This window comes from Paraburkholderia sp. BR10872 (assembly GCF_040965835.1).
GTDB lineage: Bacteria > Pseudomonadota > Gammaproteobacteria > Burkholderiales > Burkholderiaceae > Paraburkholderia > Paraburkholderia nodosa_A.
Map to the genome: position 1 here is coordinate 26,436 of NZ_JBFRCN010000064.1, position 16,785 is coordinate 43,220.

Consider the following 16,785-nt stretch of genomic DNA (forward strand, 5'->3'; position numbering starts at 1 on the left):
TTGGGGGGCAATTTCGTACGTGTCCAGGCGGTGCGAGCCGGCCGGACCTGCCGATACCTTGCGCTACGTTACGCCATCCGCCCGAAAAACGCGGTCAAGCCGTGCGAAGCGCACAGGCGGCGGGCACGGCGGCGCGGACCACGTCGCCGCGGATAAAATAGCCGGCTCTACGCTGTCAGCCGTCCGTCATGAATCTCGAAAGCATCCTCTTCACTCAGGGTTTCGGCTCACGCCGCCAATGCCGCGCGCTCATCGCCGACGCGCGGGTCGCCGTCGCGGGCGAGCCCTGCAACGACCCCCTCGCAACGTTCGACACGGCAGGCCTCGTCTTCAGCGTGGACGGCACGCCGTGGCCGTTTCACGAGCGCGCCTACCTTGCGCTCAACAAGCCCGCGGGCTACGAGTGCTCGCGCGATCCGCAGCATCACCTGAGCGTGTTTCATCTGCTGCCGCCGCAGTTCGGAGAGCGCAACGTGCAGTGCGTGGGCCGCCTCGATCAGGATACGACCGGCCTCCTGCTGCTTTCCGACGATGGCCAGTTCGTCCACGCCTTCACGTCGCCCAAGCGCAAGGTGCCGAAGGTCTACGTGGCGAGCACGCGCCATCCGCTCGACGAGGTCCAGCTCAATGCCCTGCGTGCAGGCGTGCTGCTGCACGGCGAGCGCGAGCCGATTGCCGCCGTCGCCGCCTGCGCACGTTCAGATCACGAGCTGGAGTTGACCGTGCTCGAAGGCAAATATCATCAGGTCAAACGGATGGTGGCCGCGGCCGGCAACCGCGTCGAGGCGCTCCACCGCGAGCGCATTGGCGGCTTTTCCCTGCCCGCCGGTCTGGCGCCGGGCGCCTGGCAATGGCTCGACGCCGCGGCGCTCGACGCGTTGCGCAACAACGGGTAAACCACCACCGGGCGGCGCGGGCGCCTGCCGCTCAGTGGGTTGACGCACCGATGCTTGCAAACAGGCATCGTTTTCGCCGCGCCGCAGCATGTCCTTGCCGGGCTTCCGCCCTATACTCGTCTCAAGAACGATTACAAGTTGCAAGGAGGGGCATCATGATCATCAACGGCTCATTCGAAATCTCATTCGTGTTGATGGCCTTCATGGCGCTAGGGGCGGTTCTGATTGGTGGCCTGCTCGCGTCGATGCATATGCGACATCAGTATCATCCGAACCTCATCGGGGCGCTCATCGGAGCGCTATTGTGCTTCCTCCTGCTCGAAGCGCTGCCGGCCATCACGTGAACGGCACGCTTTGCGCCGCGCCGCCCGCCCGGAGTCACGGGTGCGGCGGCAGCGTGCGCAAGAACGCATCTACGTCGGGATAACGCAAACGCACGCGCAGTTCGCGCTTGAGGCGCGTATTGGCGAGCCGTCTCGACTCCCGCATGAACGACAGCAAGACCGGCTCGAGTTCGCGCTCGGCCTCGGCGCGGCTCACGCGCGGGGCGCGCGCGAGGCCGAAGGCATCGGCCACGCGGTCGAAGTACTCGCCCATCTTCAGTTCGCTGTCGTCCGTCGCGTGGATCGTGCGCCCCGGGCGGCCGTGCGTCGCGAGGCGCAGGAGAATCGCCGCGAGGTCGTCTGCGTGGATGTGGCTCGTGTAGACGTCGTCGCTCGCTACGAGCGCTGGCGTGCGCTTTTCTAGCCGGGCGAGCGGGAGACGGTTCGCGGCATAAATGCCGGGAATGCGCGCGATCGTGGCGCTGAGCGCGCCGCGCGCCGTCGCGCGGCGCAGTTGCCGTTCGGCAGACACCCGGCGAATGGCGCGGGCGTTGGCGGGCTGCACCGTGCGTGTTTCGTCGATGCGCGCGCCGCCGCAATCCCCGTACACCCCCGTCGTGCTCGCGTAGACGAGCCTCGGGCGTTCGAGCCGCTTGCGCCGGGCGCCGGAAAACCGCCGGATGCGCTCGGGTACAATGACGGATGCTCCAAAGGCTGCGGCTTGGCCGACAGCGCTGCGGCGCGTGCGGTCCACGAGGCAATGCAATGGGGGCCGCAAGGCGCGCGGCGCGGCGCCTGCCAGCGCAGGCCGCGACACCGCGCGACGCCGCGCCGCCAGCGCCGCGATCAGGCGGCGCGTGCGCAGGTCGTCGTCGCCGGATTGTTGCGGTGGCGCGAGGTGCAGGACGGTGCGAGCCAAGCCCGCGATCCGCGCGAGACTCCTGCGGGAATCGAGGTCGCCGCGCACCGGCGTGGCTCCCGCGGCCCGTACGACGTCTGCGCGCTCGGCACGGCGCGCGAGCGCGAATACGCGCGCGCGGTCTGGCCGCTCGCGCAACTGGGTGACGCCGCGCAGGCCGACGTCGCCGCAACCGACAATCAGGATGCGCGCACGGCGCAAGGTTCGTGTGGCGATCATGGTGGAACCATTTTAGCGGCCCGGGCCTCGCGGCGAAGGCCGGCAAGAAAGCGCGGCAACTTACCCAAAGCGACCCGCGCCCGGAATCAACCCTCGGATACAGACTTACGCTTCCCTGAATATGGCTTTCAACGTAACGCTCAAGCAAAGCGGCCGGCAATTCCAGGTCGAGCCCGACGAACCCATTCTCAACGCGGCCCTGCGTCAGGGCATCGGCCTGCCGTATGGCTGCAAGAACGGCGCGTGCGGCTCGTGCAAGGGCACGGTCTGCCACGGCGAAGTCGAGCAGCGCGCCCACGCGGCTTCGGCGCTTTCCAATGACGAAAGAACGCGCGGCATGGCCCTCTTCTGCTGTGCGACGGCGCAAACCGACCTCGAAATCGACATCCGCGAAGTGGCGGGCGTGGGCGACGTGCAGGTGCGCAAGCTGCCTACCCGCATCGCCGCCATCGAGCGCCGCGCCGACGACGTCGTCGTCCTCAAGCTGCAACTGCCCGCCAACGAGCGCCTGCAGTATCTCGCCGGCCAGTACCTCGAATTCATCCTCAAGGACGGCACGCGCCGCAGCTACTCCATGGCGAGCGCGCCGCACGAGCAAGGCCCGATCGAGCTGCACATCCGCCACATGCCGGGCGGCAAGTTCACCGACCACGTCTTCTCGCAGATGAAGGAGCGCGACATCCTGCGCTTCGAAGCGCCGCTCGGCACCTTCTTCCTGCGCGAGGAATCCGATAAGCCCATCGTGCTGCTGGCCTCCGGCACCGGCTTCGCGCCGCTCAAGGCGATCGTCGAGCACGCGGTCCACAAGAACCTGAACCGCCCGATGACGCTCTACTGGGGCGCGCGCCAGAAGAAGGACCTGTACCTGATGGAACTCGCCGAACAATGGGCGAAGGAGATTCCGAACTTCCGCTTCGTGCCGGTGCTCTCCGAGCCCGCCGCCGGCGACGACTGGACCGGCCGCACGGGCTTCGTGCACCGCGCCGTGATCGAGGATCTGCCCGATCTTTCGGCCCACCAGGTCTATGCGTGCGGCGCGCCGGTGATGGTGGAGTCCGCGCAGCGCGACTTCACGCAGCACCACGGTCTGCCCGAAGCGGAGTTCTACGCGGACTCGTTCACGAGCGCCGCCGACCTCGCGAACGCCGTCTGAAGCTCGCCCGAGCGGGTCGTTGCGTGTGCAATGCATCGACCCGCCGGGCAGTCGTCACGAAAAATTCTTCGGCCGCCTGGAAAAATTCGGCACATTGATGGTTTACATCGCCATTCGGCTTGTCGTATTCTTGCGCCCATGAACTGCATCCTGTCCGCCCTCCGACGTCGCCGCTCGCCCCATCTTTAGGGCCTGGCTACTCGCGGACGCGCGTTGTACATCTCAACGCACAGCAAGTTCGAATCACGAAAGCCACGGCCAGTCCGTGGCTTTTTGTTTTTCCGCCGTATCTTCTTCAACCCTTGTGCAGCCCCAACGCGGAGCCCGTTGCCATGAATTATTCCGAATACCCGATCGAGTCGCTGATGTACATCACCAACCGGCCCGAAATCGTTTTCACGCATGGCAAGGGGTCGTGGCTCTACGACAACGAGGGCAAGCGATACCTGGACTTCATCCAGGGTTGGGCCGTCAACAGCCTCGGGCATTGCAACGACGGCATGATCGAGGCGCTGGAGCAGCAGTCGCGCCTGCTCATCAACCCGTCGCCGGCCTTCTACAACGAGCCGATGGCGAAGCTCGCGGGCCTGCTCACCGAGCACAGCTGCTTCGACAAGGTGTTCTTCGCCAACAGCGGCGCCGAAGCCAACGAAGGCGCGATCAAGCTCGCGCGCAAGTGGGGCAAGAAGCATCGTGACGGCGCCTACGAGATCATCACGTTCGACCACAGCTTCCACGGCCGCACGATCGCGACGATGTCGGCGAGCGGCAAGCCGGGCTGGGACACGATCTACGCACCGCAAGTGCCGGGCTTCCCGAAGGCCGATCTGAACGACATCGCCTCGGTCGAGAAGCTCATCACCGCGAAGACCGTCGCCGTGATGCTCGAGCCGATCCAGGGCGAAGGCGGCGTGATTCCCGCCACGCGCGAATTCATGCAGCAACTGCGCGCGCTCACGAAGAAGCACGGCATCCTGCTGATCGTCGACGAAGTGCAGAGCGGCTGCGGCCGTGCGGGCACCCTCTTCGCCTACGAACTCTCGGACATCGAGCCGGACATCATGACGCTCGGCAAGGGCATCGGCGGCGGCGTGCCGCTCGCGGCACTGCTCGCGAAGAAGGAAATCTCCGTGTTCGAAGCGGGCGACCAGGGCGGCACCTACAACGGCAACCCGCTGATGACCGCCGTGGGCTATTCGGTGATCTCGCAACTGGTTGCGCCCGGCTTCCTCGAAGGCGTGCGTGAGCGCAGCGAGTATCTGCGCGAAAAGCTGCTCGAGCTTTCGGCCGAACGCGGCTTCCAGGGCGAGCGTGGCGAAGGCTTGCTGCGCGCGTTGCTGCTCGGCAAGGACATCGGGCCGGAGATCGTCGAGAAGGCGCGTCTCATGCAGCCGGACGGCCTGCTGCTCAACGCCGCGCGCCCGAACCTGCTGCGCTTCATGCCGGCGCTGAACGTGACGACGCAGGAAATCGACCAGATGATGGCGATGCTGCGCACGATCCTCGACTCGCTGTAATTCGAGGGGAGCACGAGCGATGTCCGTCACGATCCGCGTGTTCAGCGAAGCCGACACCGAAGCGGTGATCGCGCTCTGGCTGCAGGCGTTTCCCGAGTACAACGATGCGAGCCGGCCGCATCGCAATCCGCGTCTGTCGATCGCGAACAAGCTCGGCACCCAGCCGGAGCTGTTCTTCGTTGCGGTTCGCGACGGTGGCGACGTCGACGGCGCGCTCATCGGCACGGCCATGGCCGGTTACGACGGGCATCGCGGCTGGCTCTATTCGGTCGCCGTCGCGCCCGATGCGCGGCGCCACGGCCTCGGCACGCGGCTCGTGCGCCATGCGGAAAACGCGCTCGCCGCGCTGGGTTGCCTCAAGCTCAACCTTCAGGTGCTCACCGACAAAGCCGAGGTGCTCGCGTTCTACGAGCAGCTTGGCTATCGCACCGATGCCGTGGTGAGTCTCGGCAAGCGCCTCGCCGTGCAGGAGTCCGAAGCGCTCGTCTGAGCCTCGTCGACCAGCGCCATGAAAAAAGCCGCATGGGGTCGCACCCATGCGGCTTTTGTTTTGATGCGGCCGCGCGGACCGCAATGCCATGCAGCTTACTCGCCCAGGTACGCTGCGCGCACCTTCGGATCGTCGAGCATCTGCTTGGCCTCGCCTTCCATCGTCACGAGGCCCGAGTCCATCACGTAGCCGCGATTGGCCGCCTGCAGCGCGAGGCGCGCGTTCTGCTCCACGAGCAGCACCGTGATGCCTTCCGACGAGATCGTGCGCACTACTTCGAAGATCTTCTCCACCATGATCGGCGAGAGACCCATCGACGGTTCGTCGAGCAGCAGAAGCTTCGGCTTGCTGATGATCGCGCGCGCCATGGCGAGCATCTGCTGCTCGCCGCCCGAGAGCGTGCCTGCGAGCTGCGTGGCGCGTTCCTTCAGGCGCGGGAAGAAGCCGAACATACGCTCGACGTCCTTCTGGATGCCTTCGTTGTCGCTGCGCAGGTACGCGCCCATCTGCATGTTTTCGAGAATCGACATGCGCGCGAAGATGCCGCGGCCTTCCGGCACCATCGCGAGGCCACGCTTGAGCAGTTCATACGCGGGCACGCCCTTGATCGACTGGCCCATGTACTCGATGTCGCCAGCCGAGTACGGCTTCAGACCCGTGATGGCCTTCATCGTCGTGGTCTTGCCCGCGCCGTTCGCGCCGATCAGCGTGACGAGTTCGCCCCGGCGAACTTCCATGTCCACGCCCTTGACTGCCTGGATCCCGCCGTAGTTGACCTGCAGACCCTTGATTTTCAGAACCGATGTCGACATCAGTGAACCCCCGCACCCAGATATGCCTCGATCACCTTCGGGTCCTTCTGCACGTCTTGCGGCAGCCCTTCGGAGATCACCTTGCCATAGTCGAGCACTGTCATCCGGTTGCACAGGCCCATCACCAGTTTCACGTCGTGCTCGATCAGCAGGATGGTCTTGCCATCGGCGCGGATCTTGTCGAGCAGGCGCGTGAGTTCGACCTTCTCGGTCGCGTTCATGCCGGCTGCCGGCTCGTCGAGCGCGAGCAGCTTCGGATCGGTCGCGAGCGCACGCGCGATTTCCAGACGGCGCTGGTGGCCGTACGAGAGGTTGCGCGAGGTGTAGTCCGCGTATTGCGCGATGCCCACGTATTCGAGCAGCTCGATCGCACGTTCCTTGATCTCGCGCTCTTCCTGACGCTCCGAGGGAGTCTGGAACACGGCGCCGAGCAGGCCGTGCTTCGTGCGCACGTGGCGGCCGACCATCACGTTCTCGAGCGCGGTCATACCGCCGAACAGACGGATGTTCTGGAACGTACGCGCAATGCCGGCCTGCGCCACCTGATAAACGGCGGTCGGCGTATAAGCCGTGCCGTCGAGCTTGAATTCGCCCGAATCGGGCGTGTAGAGGCCGGTAATCACGTTGAAGAACGTCGTCTTGCCGGCGCCGTTCGGGCCGATCAGGCCGTAGATCGTGCCTTCCTCGATCTGCAGGCCGACGTCGGACAGCGCCTGCAGGCCGCCGAAGCGCTTGTTCACGCCCTTCACGGACAGGCGGATAGCTTTGTTGCTCATATTCTGTTCTCCCCGTTATGCGCGAACCGGCTTCTTGCTGGCACGCTTGGCGATCTTCGCGATCTTGTCTTCGTGCTTCGCCGCCGGCCACAGGCCTTCGGAGCGATACAGCATGATGACGACCATGGCGAGGCCGTAGAGCAGCTGACGAATGACTTCCGTATCGACGACTTCGTGGCCGAACAGCATGTGCTGGAGCGGGCCCATCGTCGAGCGCAGGAACTCGGGGAAAATGGCGAGCAGCACGGCGCCGAGAATCACGCCGGGGATGTGGCCCATGCCGCCGAGCACCACGCAGGCGAGCACGACGACCGACTCCCAGAAGGTGAACGATTCCGGCGACACGAAGCCCTGGAACGCACCGAACATCGCGCCCGACAGGCCGCCGAACGACGCGCCCATCGCGAACGCGAGCAGCTTGACGTTACGGGTATTGATGCCCATGGCCTTGGCGGCGATTTCGTCTTCGCGGATCGCGGCCCATGCGCGGCCGATACGCGAGTGCTGCAGCCGCGTACACACCCAGATCACGAGCAGCGCGCAGATCACGAACACGTAGTAGTACATGTAGACCGACGTGAACGTGAAGCCGAGGATCTCGTGCGGCTGCGCGAGATTGAAGCCGAACACCTGCAGCGGCGCGACGCCGGTAATGCCCTGCGGCCCGTTGGTGATGTTCACCGGACGGTCGAGGTTGTTCATGAAGATACGAACGATTTCCCCGAAGCCCAGCGTCACGATAGCGAGGTAGTCGCCGCGCAGGCGCAGCGTCGGCGCACCGAGCAGCACGCCGAACAGCGCGGCGAGCGCCATGGCGCACGGAATCACGATCCAGTACGGCGTATGCATGCCGCCCGGGAACATGTTGGCGATCCACGTGAACTGCGTGGTCAGGTGCGGCGAAGTCAGCAGCGCGGCGACGTAGGCGCCCACCGCGTAGAACGCGATGTAGCCCAGGTCCAGCAGGCCGGCGAAGCCCACCACCACGTTCAGGCCCAGCGCAAGCATCACGTACAGCATCGCGAAGTCGAGCACGCGCACCCAGTAGTTGCCGCCCGCGGCGCCCACCACGAAGGGAAGCGCTGCCACGACGATGGCCGTCACGATGCCGACCGTGAGGGTCTTCGTCATGTTCTTTTCGGGGATGAGCGTCGTCGACGGCTCGATCGGTTGAATTGAAGTCATGTTGTGTTACTCCCTCTTATGCGCGGTCCGCGACACGTTCGCCCAGCAGCCCCGACGGACGGAACACGAGCACGACGATCAGCACGATGAATGCGAAGACGTCCTGATAGTTACTGCCGAACACCCCGCCGGTCAGGTTGCCGATGTAGCCTGCGCCGAGCTGCTCGATCAGACCGAGCACCACGCCGCCGACCATCGCGCCGCCGAGGTTGCCGATACCGCCCAGCACCGCGGCCGTGAAGGCCTTCATGCCGGGGATAAAGCCCATGTAGAAGTGAGCGTTGCCGTATTCCGAGGCGATCATCACGCCGGCCAGCGCGGCGAGCGCCGAGCCGATCATGAACGTGGCCGAGATCACGAAGTTCGGGTTCACGCCCATCAGCGAAGCATTGTTCGGATTCTCGGCGATGGCGCGCATGGCGCGGCCGAGCTTGGTCTTGTGCACGAGGAGCAGGAGCCCCGCCATCACGACGAACGCGACGACGATGATGACGATTTCCGTCATCGAGATCACGGCGCCGACACCGGTTTCAGTCGGCTTGATGACGTTGATCGGGTCGGTCGAGATGAGCTGGGGAAACGCGAGCGGATTGCGGCCCCAGATGATCATGGCGAGCGTCTGCAGCAGGATCGACACACCGATCGCGGTGATCAGCGGCGCGAGGCGCGGCGCGCGGCGCAGCGGCCGGTACGCGACCTTTTCGATCGTGTACCCGACGACCGCACACACGAGCGCGGCAACCGCGAGCGCAATGCACAGCGTGGGGATGTTCCCGAGGCCCGGGAAATGATTGTGGAGCACGTTGATCGCGGAGAGCGCGACCATGGCGCCCACCATGAGCACGTCGCCATGCGCGAAATTGATGATGCCCAGAATCCCGTACACCATGGTGTAGCCCAGTGCGATGATGGCGTAGATGCTGCCAAGCACCAGCCCATTCAGGATCTGCTGGATGAAAATATCCATTTAATGCTCCTTAGCCCGTGCAACCGGATTCGCGCTCGTCATCGGCCGGTGGGCGATGTTTTACGGAACCGCAACGACACTTTCGGGTATTGAAGTAAAAACCGGTAACGGTTGGCCGCCCCGGTTCGCGTTGCCGCTGTGTTGCAGCGGCAGGCTCGCCAAAAGCGGATGCAAAAACGGCACCGTCGGATGGTTCGGTGCCGTCGGGTTCAATCAACTACGCGTCATATTCACGTTGGCGTATTCGCGGCGAGCCTTGCGGCCGGCAAGCGCGAATGCGTCAAACGCCATGACTCCCACTCCCCGGCCGCCCGCGCACTGCGGGATCTCGGCTGCGAGACCCGTCGCACCCAGGCGGCGAACCGGCATGACAACGCCGCTGCATGCAAAAGCAATCTGCATGCCAGAAATGATCGATGTTGTGCTCGTGCCCGTCTCGACATTGCGGCTAAGCCACGCATTGCGCGGCGCAACCGCATTTGCCGATGACGCGGCAAAAGCCGACTTGAATTGCATTAATCAGGTCTCCTGCGCCTTCCGAAATGCTTGTCTGATGGCCTTCGCACGGAATGTCCAGCCTTCAGAACGCGCGCATTGTAACGCCAATTATGCGACGGGCAATATTGTTGAACCGGCAGGGTTTTCCTGCATTGCAACCATATTTTTAGATAACCGCATGGGGTGGGTTGCACCACAGGTTGCGCCGCATTTTCGTGCACCAGTTGCACCAAAAATCGACGCGCTTCGCATCATGTGTTGCGAATAATGGCCGCAATGCCTTGTCGCGCGGGCATTGGATCAAATGAAGGGTATTTAAGGGAGAGCATAATAATGCCGCCCCGGCGCGGTGCATCCGTATCGAAAGCATGTCAATTGCCCCCTATATTATGGGGTCACACCACGTAATTCGGTCCCGCGCTCTAGAGAAAACACTGATAAGAACACCCGCCGAATGTGAGGTTAACCTGCCTTTCCCCATCATACGACCCTTATTACTCGCGCGCCGTATGTGTCGCGGGCATAAAAAAACGCGCCACATGGGCGCGCTCGTGTGGAGTGCGGCAGGCGTCAGACGGGTTGACCGAGTCCGCGCGGCAACGGGAATGCAATGTTCTCCTCGATGCCTTCGAGCGCACGCACGTTGCGCGCACCAAGTTCGTGCAGGCGGCGAATGATTTCCTGCGCGAGCGCCTCGGGAGCCGACGCTCCAGCCGTCAGGCCGATCCGGCGCTTGCCGGCGAGCCACTGGGGGTCGATCTGCTCGGGCGCATCCACCATATAGGCAGGAATGCCGCGTTTCTCGGCCACTTCGCGCAACCGGTTCGAATTGGAGCTGTTCGGGCTGCCCACCACGATCACGACGTCGCACTGCGGCGCCATGAACTTGACGGCGTCCTGGCGATTCTGCGTGGCGTAGCAGATGTCCTGCTTCTTCGGCTCGCGAATGGCGGGAAAGCGCGCCTTGAGCGCCGCGATGATTTCCGCGGCGTCGTCCACCGAGAGCGTGGTTTGCGTGACGAATGCCACACGCTGCGGGTCGCGCAGCTTGAGCGCCTCGACATCGGCAATGTCTTCGACGAGATACATGCCCTCGGCCACCTGCCCCATGGTGCCTTCCACTTCCGGATGGCCCTTGTGCCCGATCATGACGATGTCGAGCCCTTCGTCGCGCATCTTCGCGACTTCCACGTGCACCTTTGTGACGAGCGGGCAGGTCGCGTCGTAGACACGCAGGCCGCGCGCCTCGGCGTCGGCGCGCACCGACTTGGAGACGCCGTGCGCGCTGAAGATCACCGTGTTGCCGGACGGGACCTCTTCGAGCTGCTCGATGAAGATCGCCCCCTTCTTGCGCAGGTCTTCGACGACATAGGCGTTGTGAACGATCTCGTGACGCACGTAGATCGGTGCGCCGTGGAGCTGGATGGCGCGCTCGACGATCTCGATGGCCCGATCGACGCCGGCGCAGAAGCCGCGCGGCTGGGCGAGCAGGATTTCCGCGTCGGCCAGTTCTGCGATGAGGGACGTGTCCGTGTTGGTCATGGGCTTTAAAGGATTCCGATGATTTGCACTTCGAACGCAACCGCCTGGCCTGCGAGCGGGTGGTTGAAATCGAACAGGGCGGAGGTCTCGTTCACTTCCTTGAGCACACCCGCGTAGCGCCCGCCGTTCGGGGCATTGAATTCGATCAGGTCGCCCGGGCTGAATTCCTCGCCGATCATGCCGTTCTCGCGCAGGGTCTTGAGCGAAACGCGCTGGATCAGGTCGGGGTTGCGCTGGCCGAATGCGACGCCGGGTTCTAGCTGAAAGGTCGAGTGGTGACCCACCTTCAGGCCCTGCAAAATCTCTTCCAGCGGCGGCGCAAGCTGGCCGGCGCCCATCAGCAGAGTGGCGGGACGGTCGACAAAGGTATTGACGATTTCGGTGCCATCGGCGAGTGAAAGCCGGTAATTCAGCGTCACGTGGGAACCGGATTTCACTTCGGAGATGTCGATGATGCTCATGCGTAACTCATTTCGTCGTAACGCGCGCTTCGCGCGTGCGCGCCGCAGGGCGCCGGTCCGGCCTGCCTCGGGCGGCAGGAAAGCATCTATTGTAAGCCACTTGGCCGAGGCGGTCGCGGCACGATTGTGCACTGCCAACGCTCGCGCTCGCGCGCGCCGGGCATGCCTTATTTGTCTGTGGAGAATGCCATGACGGAACGCGCCTGCATCCTGGACACGGCGCCCGATGCCGTCGGCGGCGCCCTCCCCGCGCCGGCAGCGCCTGCGGTTTCGAGCCCCGAGAGCGCGGCGCCTGCGGCGCCACGCCGCGACATGCCTCGCGAGCGACTGCGCACGGCCGGCGCCAGCGCGCTTTCGGACGTAGAGCTGCTCGCGATCCTGCTCGGCTTCGGCTTGCCGGGCCACGATGTCTTCGAAGTCGCCCGCACGCTGCTGGCCCAATTCGGCTCGCTGCGCGCCATGCTCGATGCGCCGCCAGAAGAATTCGAGGCCCTGCGCGGCATCGGGCCCGCAAAAGCCGCGATGCTGCAAGCGGTGACGGAACTCGCTCGCCGGGCGCTTGCGCAAGCGCTCGACGACAAACCGCTCGTCGATTCACCCGGTGCGGTCGAAGACTACTTGCGCCTGCTGATCGGCGGGCGGCCGCACGAGGTGTTCGTTTGCCTCTTCCTGGATGCGCGCCATCGGCTGATCCGCCTGGAGGAAAGTTCGCGCGGATCACTTACTCGCATGGCGGTGTACCCGCGTGAAATCGTGCGGCGCGCGCTGACGCTCAATGCCGCGAGCCTGATCGTCGCCCATAATCACCCTTCGGGCGCGGTACAGCCGAGCGCGAGCGACCGGCGCCTCACACGGGTGTTGCGGGAAACGCTGGCACTCGTGGAGGTTCAACTCATCGATCACCTGGTCATCGGCACCCGGGACACGTTTTCCTTCGCGCGCCATGGCTGGAGCTGAGGCGACACAGCGCCAGACGCGACGGCACACAACAATTGTGCAAATCGGGTTTGATTTTCCAGGCTTTTTCCTGCTAGAATTGTGGTTTGCCTATTTCCAACCCTGTTCCGAAGCCCATCGAGGCGTTCCAGGGGAAATATGGCCTGGGTTCGAGGTTGTCTCTCATCCATACGTGAGCGCGCTCTTATTCCGGCCATTTCTCGCCTGGGAAACCTAAGCGGCTCTCGAACTCAGAATTTCCGTAGGAGTGTCTCATGGCACGTGTATGCCAAGTCACTGGGAAAGCGCCGATGAGCGGCAACAACGTTTCCCACGCTAACAACAAAACCAAGCGCCGTTTCCTCCCGAATCTGCAAAACCGCCGTTTCTGGGTTGAAAGCGAAAACCGTTGGGTGCGTCTGCGCATCTCGAACGCAGGCCTGCGCCTGATCGACAAGAACGGCATCGATTCCGTGCTCGCAGACCTGCGTGCACGCGGCGAACTGTAAGGAGTAAATCATGGCCAAGGGCGTCCGCGACAAGATCAAGCTGGAATCGACCGCAGGTACGGGTCACTTCTACACGACCACGAAGAACAAGCGCAACATGCCGGAAAAAATGTCGATCAAGAAGTTCGACCCGGTTGTTCGCAAGCACGTCGAGTACAAGGAAACCAAGATCAAGTAATTGATCGGGTTTCCAGCCTGACGAAGACGGAAAAACCCCGCTTTTTAGCGGGGTTTTTCTTTTGGCTCGCCCGCCCCGCCTCGGTTCGCGCCCGGCAACGGTGTTTTAACGGCAGCGCCCAAACTGGCGCTATCCGTTCGCTCCTCTCTCGGAGTATGCTTCCCGCTTTATACCGGCTGCCACACGCGTGTCATATGGCATCACAGCGGGCATGACAGCGGCCATGACAGCGCAGCCCCGCGGCAAATGCGGCGGCCGGAAAGCGCAGAACAAGAGAGACGGAGAAGCAGGATCATGAATTTCGATGTAGCGATCGTCGGCAGCGGCCTCGCAGGACTGAGCGTCGCGCTGAATCTCGCCGGTTCGCGCCGCGTCGTGATCATCGCCAAGCGCGCGATGACCGAAGGCGCGAGCGACCGCGCGCAAGGCGGCATTGCCGCCGTGCTCGATTCGGCCGACAGCGTGGAGAACCACGTGGACGATACGCTCGTCGCCGGCGGCGGCCTGTGCGACGAGGCAGCCACGCGCTACATCGTCGAGCATGGCCGCGAGGCCATCGAATGGCTGATCGCCCAGGACGTCCCGTTCACGAAGGACGCCGCCGCCGAACTCGGCTTTCACCTCACGCGCGAAGGCGGCCACAGCCATCGCCGCATCATCCACGCCGCCGACGCCACCGGCCACGCAGTCGTGCAGACGCTGCTCGAGCGTGCGCGCTCGCACCCGAACATCACGATCCTCGAGGACCATCAGGCGATCGACGTCATCACGTCCGACCGGCTGGGCCTGCCTGGCCGTCGTTGTCACGGCCTCTATGCGCTCGATCTGAAGAATGACCGCACGGTGACGATCCAGGCGCCGCACACGGTGCTCGCCACGGGCGGCGCCGGCAAGGTCTACCTGTACACGACGAACCCCGACACGGCCACCGGCGACGGCATCGCCATGGCGTGGCGCGCCGGCTGCCGGGTGGCGAACATGGAGTTCATCCAGTTCCACCCCACCTGCCTCTTCCACCCGCACGCCAAGTCGTTCCTGATTTCGGAAGCCGTGCGCGGCGAAGGCGGCGTGCTACGCCTGCCCGACGGCACCCGCTTCATGCCCTCGCACGACGCGCGCGCCGAACTGGCCCCGCGTGACATCGTCGCCCGCGCGATCGACTTCGAGATCAAGAAACACGGCATCGACTGCGTGCATCTCGACATCAGCCATCAGCCGCCGGCGTTTCTCGAAGAGCATTTCCCGACCATCCTCGCGCGCTGCCGCGAGTTCGGCATCGACATCACGAAGGCGCCGATTCCCGTGGTACCCGCCGCGCACTACACCTGCGGCGGCGTCGTCACCGACCTGGCTGGGCGCACCGACCTCGCGGGCCTCTACGCCGTGGGCGAGACCTCGTACACGGGCCTGCACGGCGCGAACCGCCTCGCAAGCAACTCGCTGCTCGAGTGCCTCGTGATCGGCCGCTCGGCAGCCGAGGCGATCGAGGCGGAAGGCTTCAGCGCGGGGGCGCATGCGCCGCTGCCCGACTGGGACGAAAGCCGCGTCTCCGATTCCGACGAGGAAGTGGTCGTCGCCCACAACTGGGACGAGCTGCGCCGGCTGATGTGGAACTACGTCGGCATCGTGCGCACCGACAAGCGGCTCGCGCGCGCGCAACATCGCCTCGCCCTGCTGCGCGACGAAATTCTCGAGTACTACGCGAATTTCCGCGTCACGCGCGACCTGCTGGAATTGCGCAACCTCGTCGAAGTCGCTTCGCTGATCGTGGAAAGTGCGCGCTCGCGCCGCGAGAGCCGTGGCCTGCACTACAGCCGCGACTGGCCGAACTCGCTGCCCAAGGCGCTGCCGACCGTGCTCGCGCCGGAGCGCGTACGCAATCGCACGGTTTCATGAGTCGAGCGAACTGAAAGCGCCGCAAAAAACAATCTATGGTCAGCCTGATTTTTGCAAGCGAGGCGGTGTTGGCATAAATTGGACGTGCGCAAATCTATCCGGGGTCATGATGGGAACAGGTTCCCGCCCCATGATGAGAGCCGCGCCGGGCAAACCTATAAAAGGCCTCAGCGTCTGGCGCTGTTGTTTTTACCAGGTTGCTTGCCCGGCCGTTGAGTCGTTTGTGCCTTCACGTATCTCGCGTCGCAAAACCAGGAAGGGGTTGAGTACAACGTGATAAGCGACGCCGCGTCAGGCTGCTGTCACAGCCTGTTCGCCCAGGTAGCGCGTGCCTCTGGCGAGGACAGCCCAGGCGATCCTCGCCAATTTATTGGCCAATGCACAGGCCACCACGTTGGAATGCCGTCGCGTCAGCAGGCTGCGGACCCAGCAGCCGAGCCGGTCGGGGCGTCGCTCGATCTGCTGCATGACGGCGCGCGCGCCTTGCACCAGAAGCCGCCTCAGATTCTTGTCGCCACGCTTGCTGATCCCCAGCAGTGTCGGCTTGCCGCCGGTGCTGTATTGGCGCGGGACCAGTCCGATCGACGCCGCGAACTGGCGCGCCGAAGCGAACTGCCCGGCATCACCCAGTTCGGTCGCCAGCACGCTGGCCGTCACGGGGCCGATGCCCGGAATCTCCAGCAGACGCTGACTACGTTCGTCCTCGCGAAGTTGCTGCATCAATTCGCGCTCGACCGCGCTCACCTGCTCATCCAGATACTTGAAGTGCGCCTGCAGGCGTTCGAGCAAGGCGATCAACCGCGGCGGTAAATCATGCGCGGCCAGGATGGCGGGCAACCGCCGGATGACCGCGATCCCCTTGGGCAGGCTTATGCCAAATTCCAGTAGGAAAGCGTGGATCTGGTTGATCGTGCCGGTGCGATCGCGTATCAGGCTCTCGCGCACACGGTGCATTGCCGAGAGGGTCTGTTGAGTCTCGTTGCGCGGACTGACGAACCGCATGCCGGGACGCGACGCCGCCTCGCAGATCGCCTGCGCATCGGCGAAATCGTTCTTGTTGCCTAGCAGGAACGGTTTGACGAACTGCGGGGAAATCAGTTTGGCCTGGTGCCCCAGTACCTCCACACGTCTTGCAACCCAGTGCGCACCTGCGCACGCTTCCATGACTACCGTACAGCGCGGAAGATTGCCCAGCAGCGTCAGCATCTGGCTGCGCGTGAGCTTCTTGCGGAACACCATACGGCCCGATGCGGACTGTGCGTGCAGGTGGAAGCAATGCTTACCCAGATCGATTCCGATCAACGAGATGGTGTCCATGACGATCTCCCAAAAAGGAAACAGCCCGATCAGCGTAAGCCGATCGGGCTGTTTCGGGTCAGGCTGACCATCTTGTATCTTTCTGCTCACGGACGGCGGTCATGCAGCCTGATAACCATCATGGGCCTGAAAGCCCGTTAATGAGCATTCGGCGTATGACCGCTACCGTTCTTCGATAAGCCCGAACAGTT

18 protein-coding genes are annotated in these 16,785 nt (G+C 64.0%); 10 read left to right on the forward strand and 8 right to left on the reverse strand.

The genetic code is table 11. From position 1 onward, the window contains the following. Window positions 1–188: 188 nt before the first annotated feature. Both AB4Y43_RS34600 and AB4Y43_RS34605 read left to right on the forward strand, forming a co-directional pair. Entirely contained in the window at window positions 189–896 is a 708-nt protein-coding gene (locus AB4Y43_RS34600) for a pseudouridine synthase (RefSeq protein ID WP_069262741.1), read from the forward strand. 155 nt (window positions 897–1,051) lie between these two features. Next, window positions 1,052–1,240 carry a hypothetical protein gene (locus AB4Y43_RS34605; protein WP_042260822.1) on the forward strand — a complete coding sequence of 63 codons (189 nt, stop codon included), beginning with the start codon at window positions 1,052–1,054 and terminating at the stop codon, window positions 1,238–1,240. A gap of 34 nt (window positions 1,241–1,274) precedes the next feature. On the opposite strand, the gene AB4Y43_RS34610 is transcribed toward AB4Y43_RS34605, so the two are convergent. Further along, a complete protein-coding gene (locus AB4Y43_RS34610) occupies window positions 1,275–2,357 on the reverse strand; it encodes an NAD-dependent epimerase/dehydratase family protein (protein ID WP_368729831.1) in 1,083 nt (360 codons plus the stop codon). A gap of 121 nt (window positions 2,358–2,478) precedes the next feature. Here AB4Y43_RS34610 and AB4Y43_RS34615 point away from each other — a divergent pair, with 121 nt between their 5' ends. The 3 genes from AB4Y43_RS34615 to AB4Y43_RS34625 all read left to right on the forward strand — a co-directional run bounded on the left by AB4Y43_RS34615 (window position 2,479) and on the right by AB4Y43_RS34625 (window position 5,517). Beyond that, on the forward strand, window positions 2,479–3,510 hold the full coding sequence (locus AB4Y43_RS34615; protein WP_368729832.1) for a CDP-6-deoxy-delta-3,4-glucoseen reductase: 1,032 nt from the start codon (window positions 2,479–2,481) through the stop codon (window positions 3,508–3,510). Window positions 3,511–3,842: 332 nt separating this feature from the next. Next, window positions 3,843–5,027 (forward strand): acetylornithine transaminase, encoded by a 1,185-nt coding sequence (locus AB4Y43_RS34620; protein ID WP_368682189.1) that lies wholly within the window; start codon window positions 3,843–3,845, stop codon window positions 5,025–5,027. A gap of 19 nt (window positions 5,028–5,046) precedes the next feature. Beyond that, on the forward strand, window positions 5,047–5,517 hold the full coding sequence (locus AB4Y43_RS34625) for a GNAT family acetyltransferase (protein WP_069262745.1): 471 nt from the start codon (window positions 5,047–5,049) through the stop codon (window positions 5,515–5,517). Window positions 5,518–5,612: 95 nt separating this feature from the next. Here the strand turns inward: AB4Y43_RS34625 and AB4Y43_RS34630 are convergent, their stop codons facing one another. The 4 genes from AB4Y43_RS34630 to AB4Y43_RS34645 are packed head-to-tail and all read right to left on the reverse strand — an operon-like array spanning window position 5,613 to window position 9,257. Next, on the reverse strand, window positions 5,613–6,329 hold the full coding sequence (locus AB4Y43_RS34630) for an ABC transporter ATP-binding protein (protein ID WP_368729833.1): 717 nt from the start codon (window positions 6,327–6,329) through the stop codon (window positions 5,613–5,615). Continuing rightward, complete coding sequence (locus AB4Y43_RS34635) at window positions 6,329–7,105, reverse strand: ABC transporter ATP-binding protein (RefSeq protein WP_069262747.1); 777 nt, start codon at window positions 7,103–7,105, stop codon at window positions 6,329–6,331. Before AB4Y43_RS34635 ends, AB4Y43_RS34630 begins: the two co-directional genes overlap by 1 nt. 15 nt (window positions 7,106–7,120) lie before the next feature. Then, window positions 7,121–8,290, reverse strand: coding sequence for an ABC transporter ATP-binding protein (locus AB4Y43_RS34640; RefSeq protein WP_069262748.1), 1,170 nt, complete (start codon window positions 8,288–8,290; stop codon window positions 7,121–7,123). A 16-nt stretch (window positions 8,291–8,306) separates the two neighbouring features. Next, the gene (locus AB4Y43_RS34645; RefSeq protein WP_069262749.1) at window positions 8,307–9,257 is read right to left on the reverse strand and encodes a branched-chain amino acid ABC transporter permease; all 951 of its coding nucleotides are present in this window, start codon (window positions 9,255–9,257) and stop codon (window positions 8,307–8,309) included. A 367-nt stretch (window positions 9,258–9,624) separates the two neighbouring features. Between AB4Y43_RS34645 and AB4Y43_RS34650 the strand changes: the two genes are divergently transcribed. Continuing rightward, window positions 9,625–10,023, forward strand: a complete 399-nt coding sequence (locus tag AB4Y43_RS34650; protein WP_368729834.1) for a hypothetical protein — start codon at window positions 9,625–9,627, stop codon at window positions 10,021–10,023. A 302-nt stretch (window positions 10,024–10,325) separates the two neighbouring features. Here AB4Y43_RS34650 and ispH read toward each other — a convergent pair whose 3' ends face one another. After that, a complete protein-coding gene (gene ispH / locus AB4Y43_RS34655) occupies window positions 10,326–11,297 on the reverse strand; it encodes a 4-hydroxy-3-methylbut-2-enyl diphosphate reductase (RefSeq protein ID WP_042271909.1) in 972 nt (323 codons plus the stop codon). Window positions 11,298–11,302: 5 nt separating this feature from the next. Further along, window positions 11,303–11,758, reverse strand: a complete 456-nt coding sequence (locus tag AB4Y43_RS34660) for a peptidylprolyl isomerase (RefSeq protein WP_028205261.1) — start codon at window positions 11,756–11,758, stop codon at window positions 11,303–11,305. Window positions 11,759–11,947: 189 nt separating this feature from the next. Here AB4Y43_RS34660 and radC point away from each other — a divergent pair, with 189 nt between their 5' ends. The 4 genes from radC (at window position 11,948) to nadB (ending at window position 15,277) form a co-directional block, all read left to right on the forward strand. After that, window positions 11,948–12,715 carry a DNA repair protein RadC gene (gene radC / locus AB4Y43_RS34665; RefSeq protein WP_069262751.1) on the forward strand — a complete coding sequence of 256 codons (768 nt, stop codon included), beginning with the start codon at window positions 11,948–11,950 and terminating at the stop codon, window positions 12,713–12,715. Between the two features lie 254 nt (window positions 12,716–12,969). Next, entirely contained in the window at window positions 12,970–13,203 is a 234-nt protein-coding gene (rpmB, locus tag AB4Y43_RS34670; RefSeq protein WP_027794135.1) for a 50S ribosomal protein L28, read from the forward strand. A 10-nt stretch (window positions 13,204–13,213) separates the two neighbouring features. Beyond that, window positions 13,214–13,381 (forward strand): 50S ribosomal protein L33, encoded by a 168-nt coding sequence (gene rpmG, locus AB4Y43_RS34675; RefSeq protein ID WP_027794136.1) that lies wholly within the window; start codon window positions 13,214–13,216, stop codon window positions 13,379–13,381. A 294-nt stretch (window positions 13,382–13,675) separates the two neighbouring features. Beyond that, window positions 13,676–15,277, forward strand: a complete 1,602-nt coding sequence (gene nadB / locus AB4Y43_RS34680) for an L-aspartate oxidase (RefSeq protein WP_368729835.1) — start codon at window positions 13,676–13,678, stop codon at window positions 15,275–15,277. Between the two features lie 291 nt (window positions 15,278–15,568). Here the strand turns inward: nadB and AB4Y43_RS34685 are convergent, their stop codons facing one another. Next, entirely contained in the window at window positions 15,569–16,594 is a 1,026-nt protein-coding gene (locus AB4Y43_RS34685; protein WP_069267820.1) for an IS110 family transposase, read from the reverse strand. Between the last annotated feature and the right edge of the window lie 191 nt (window positions 16,595–16,785).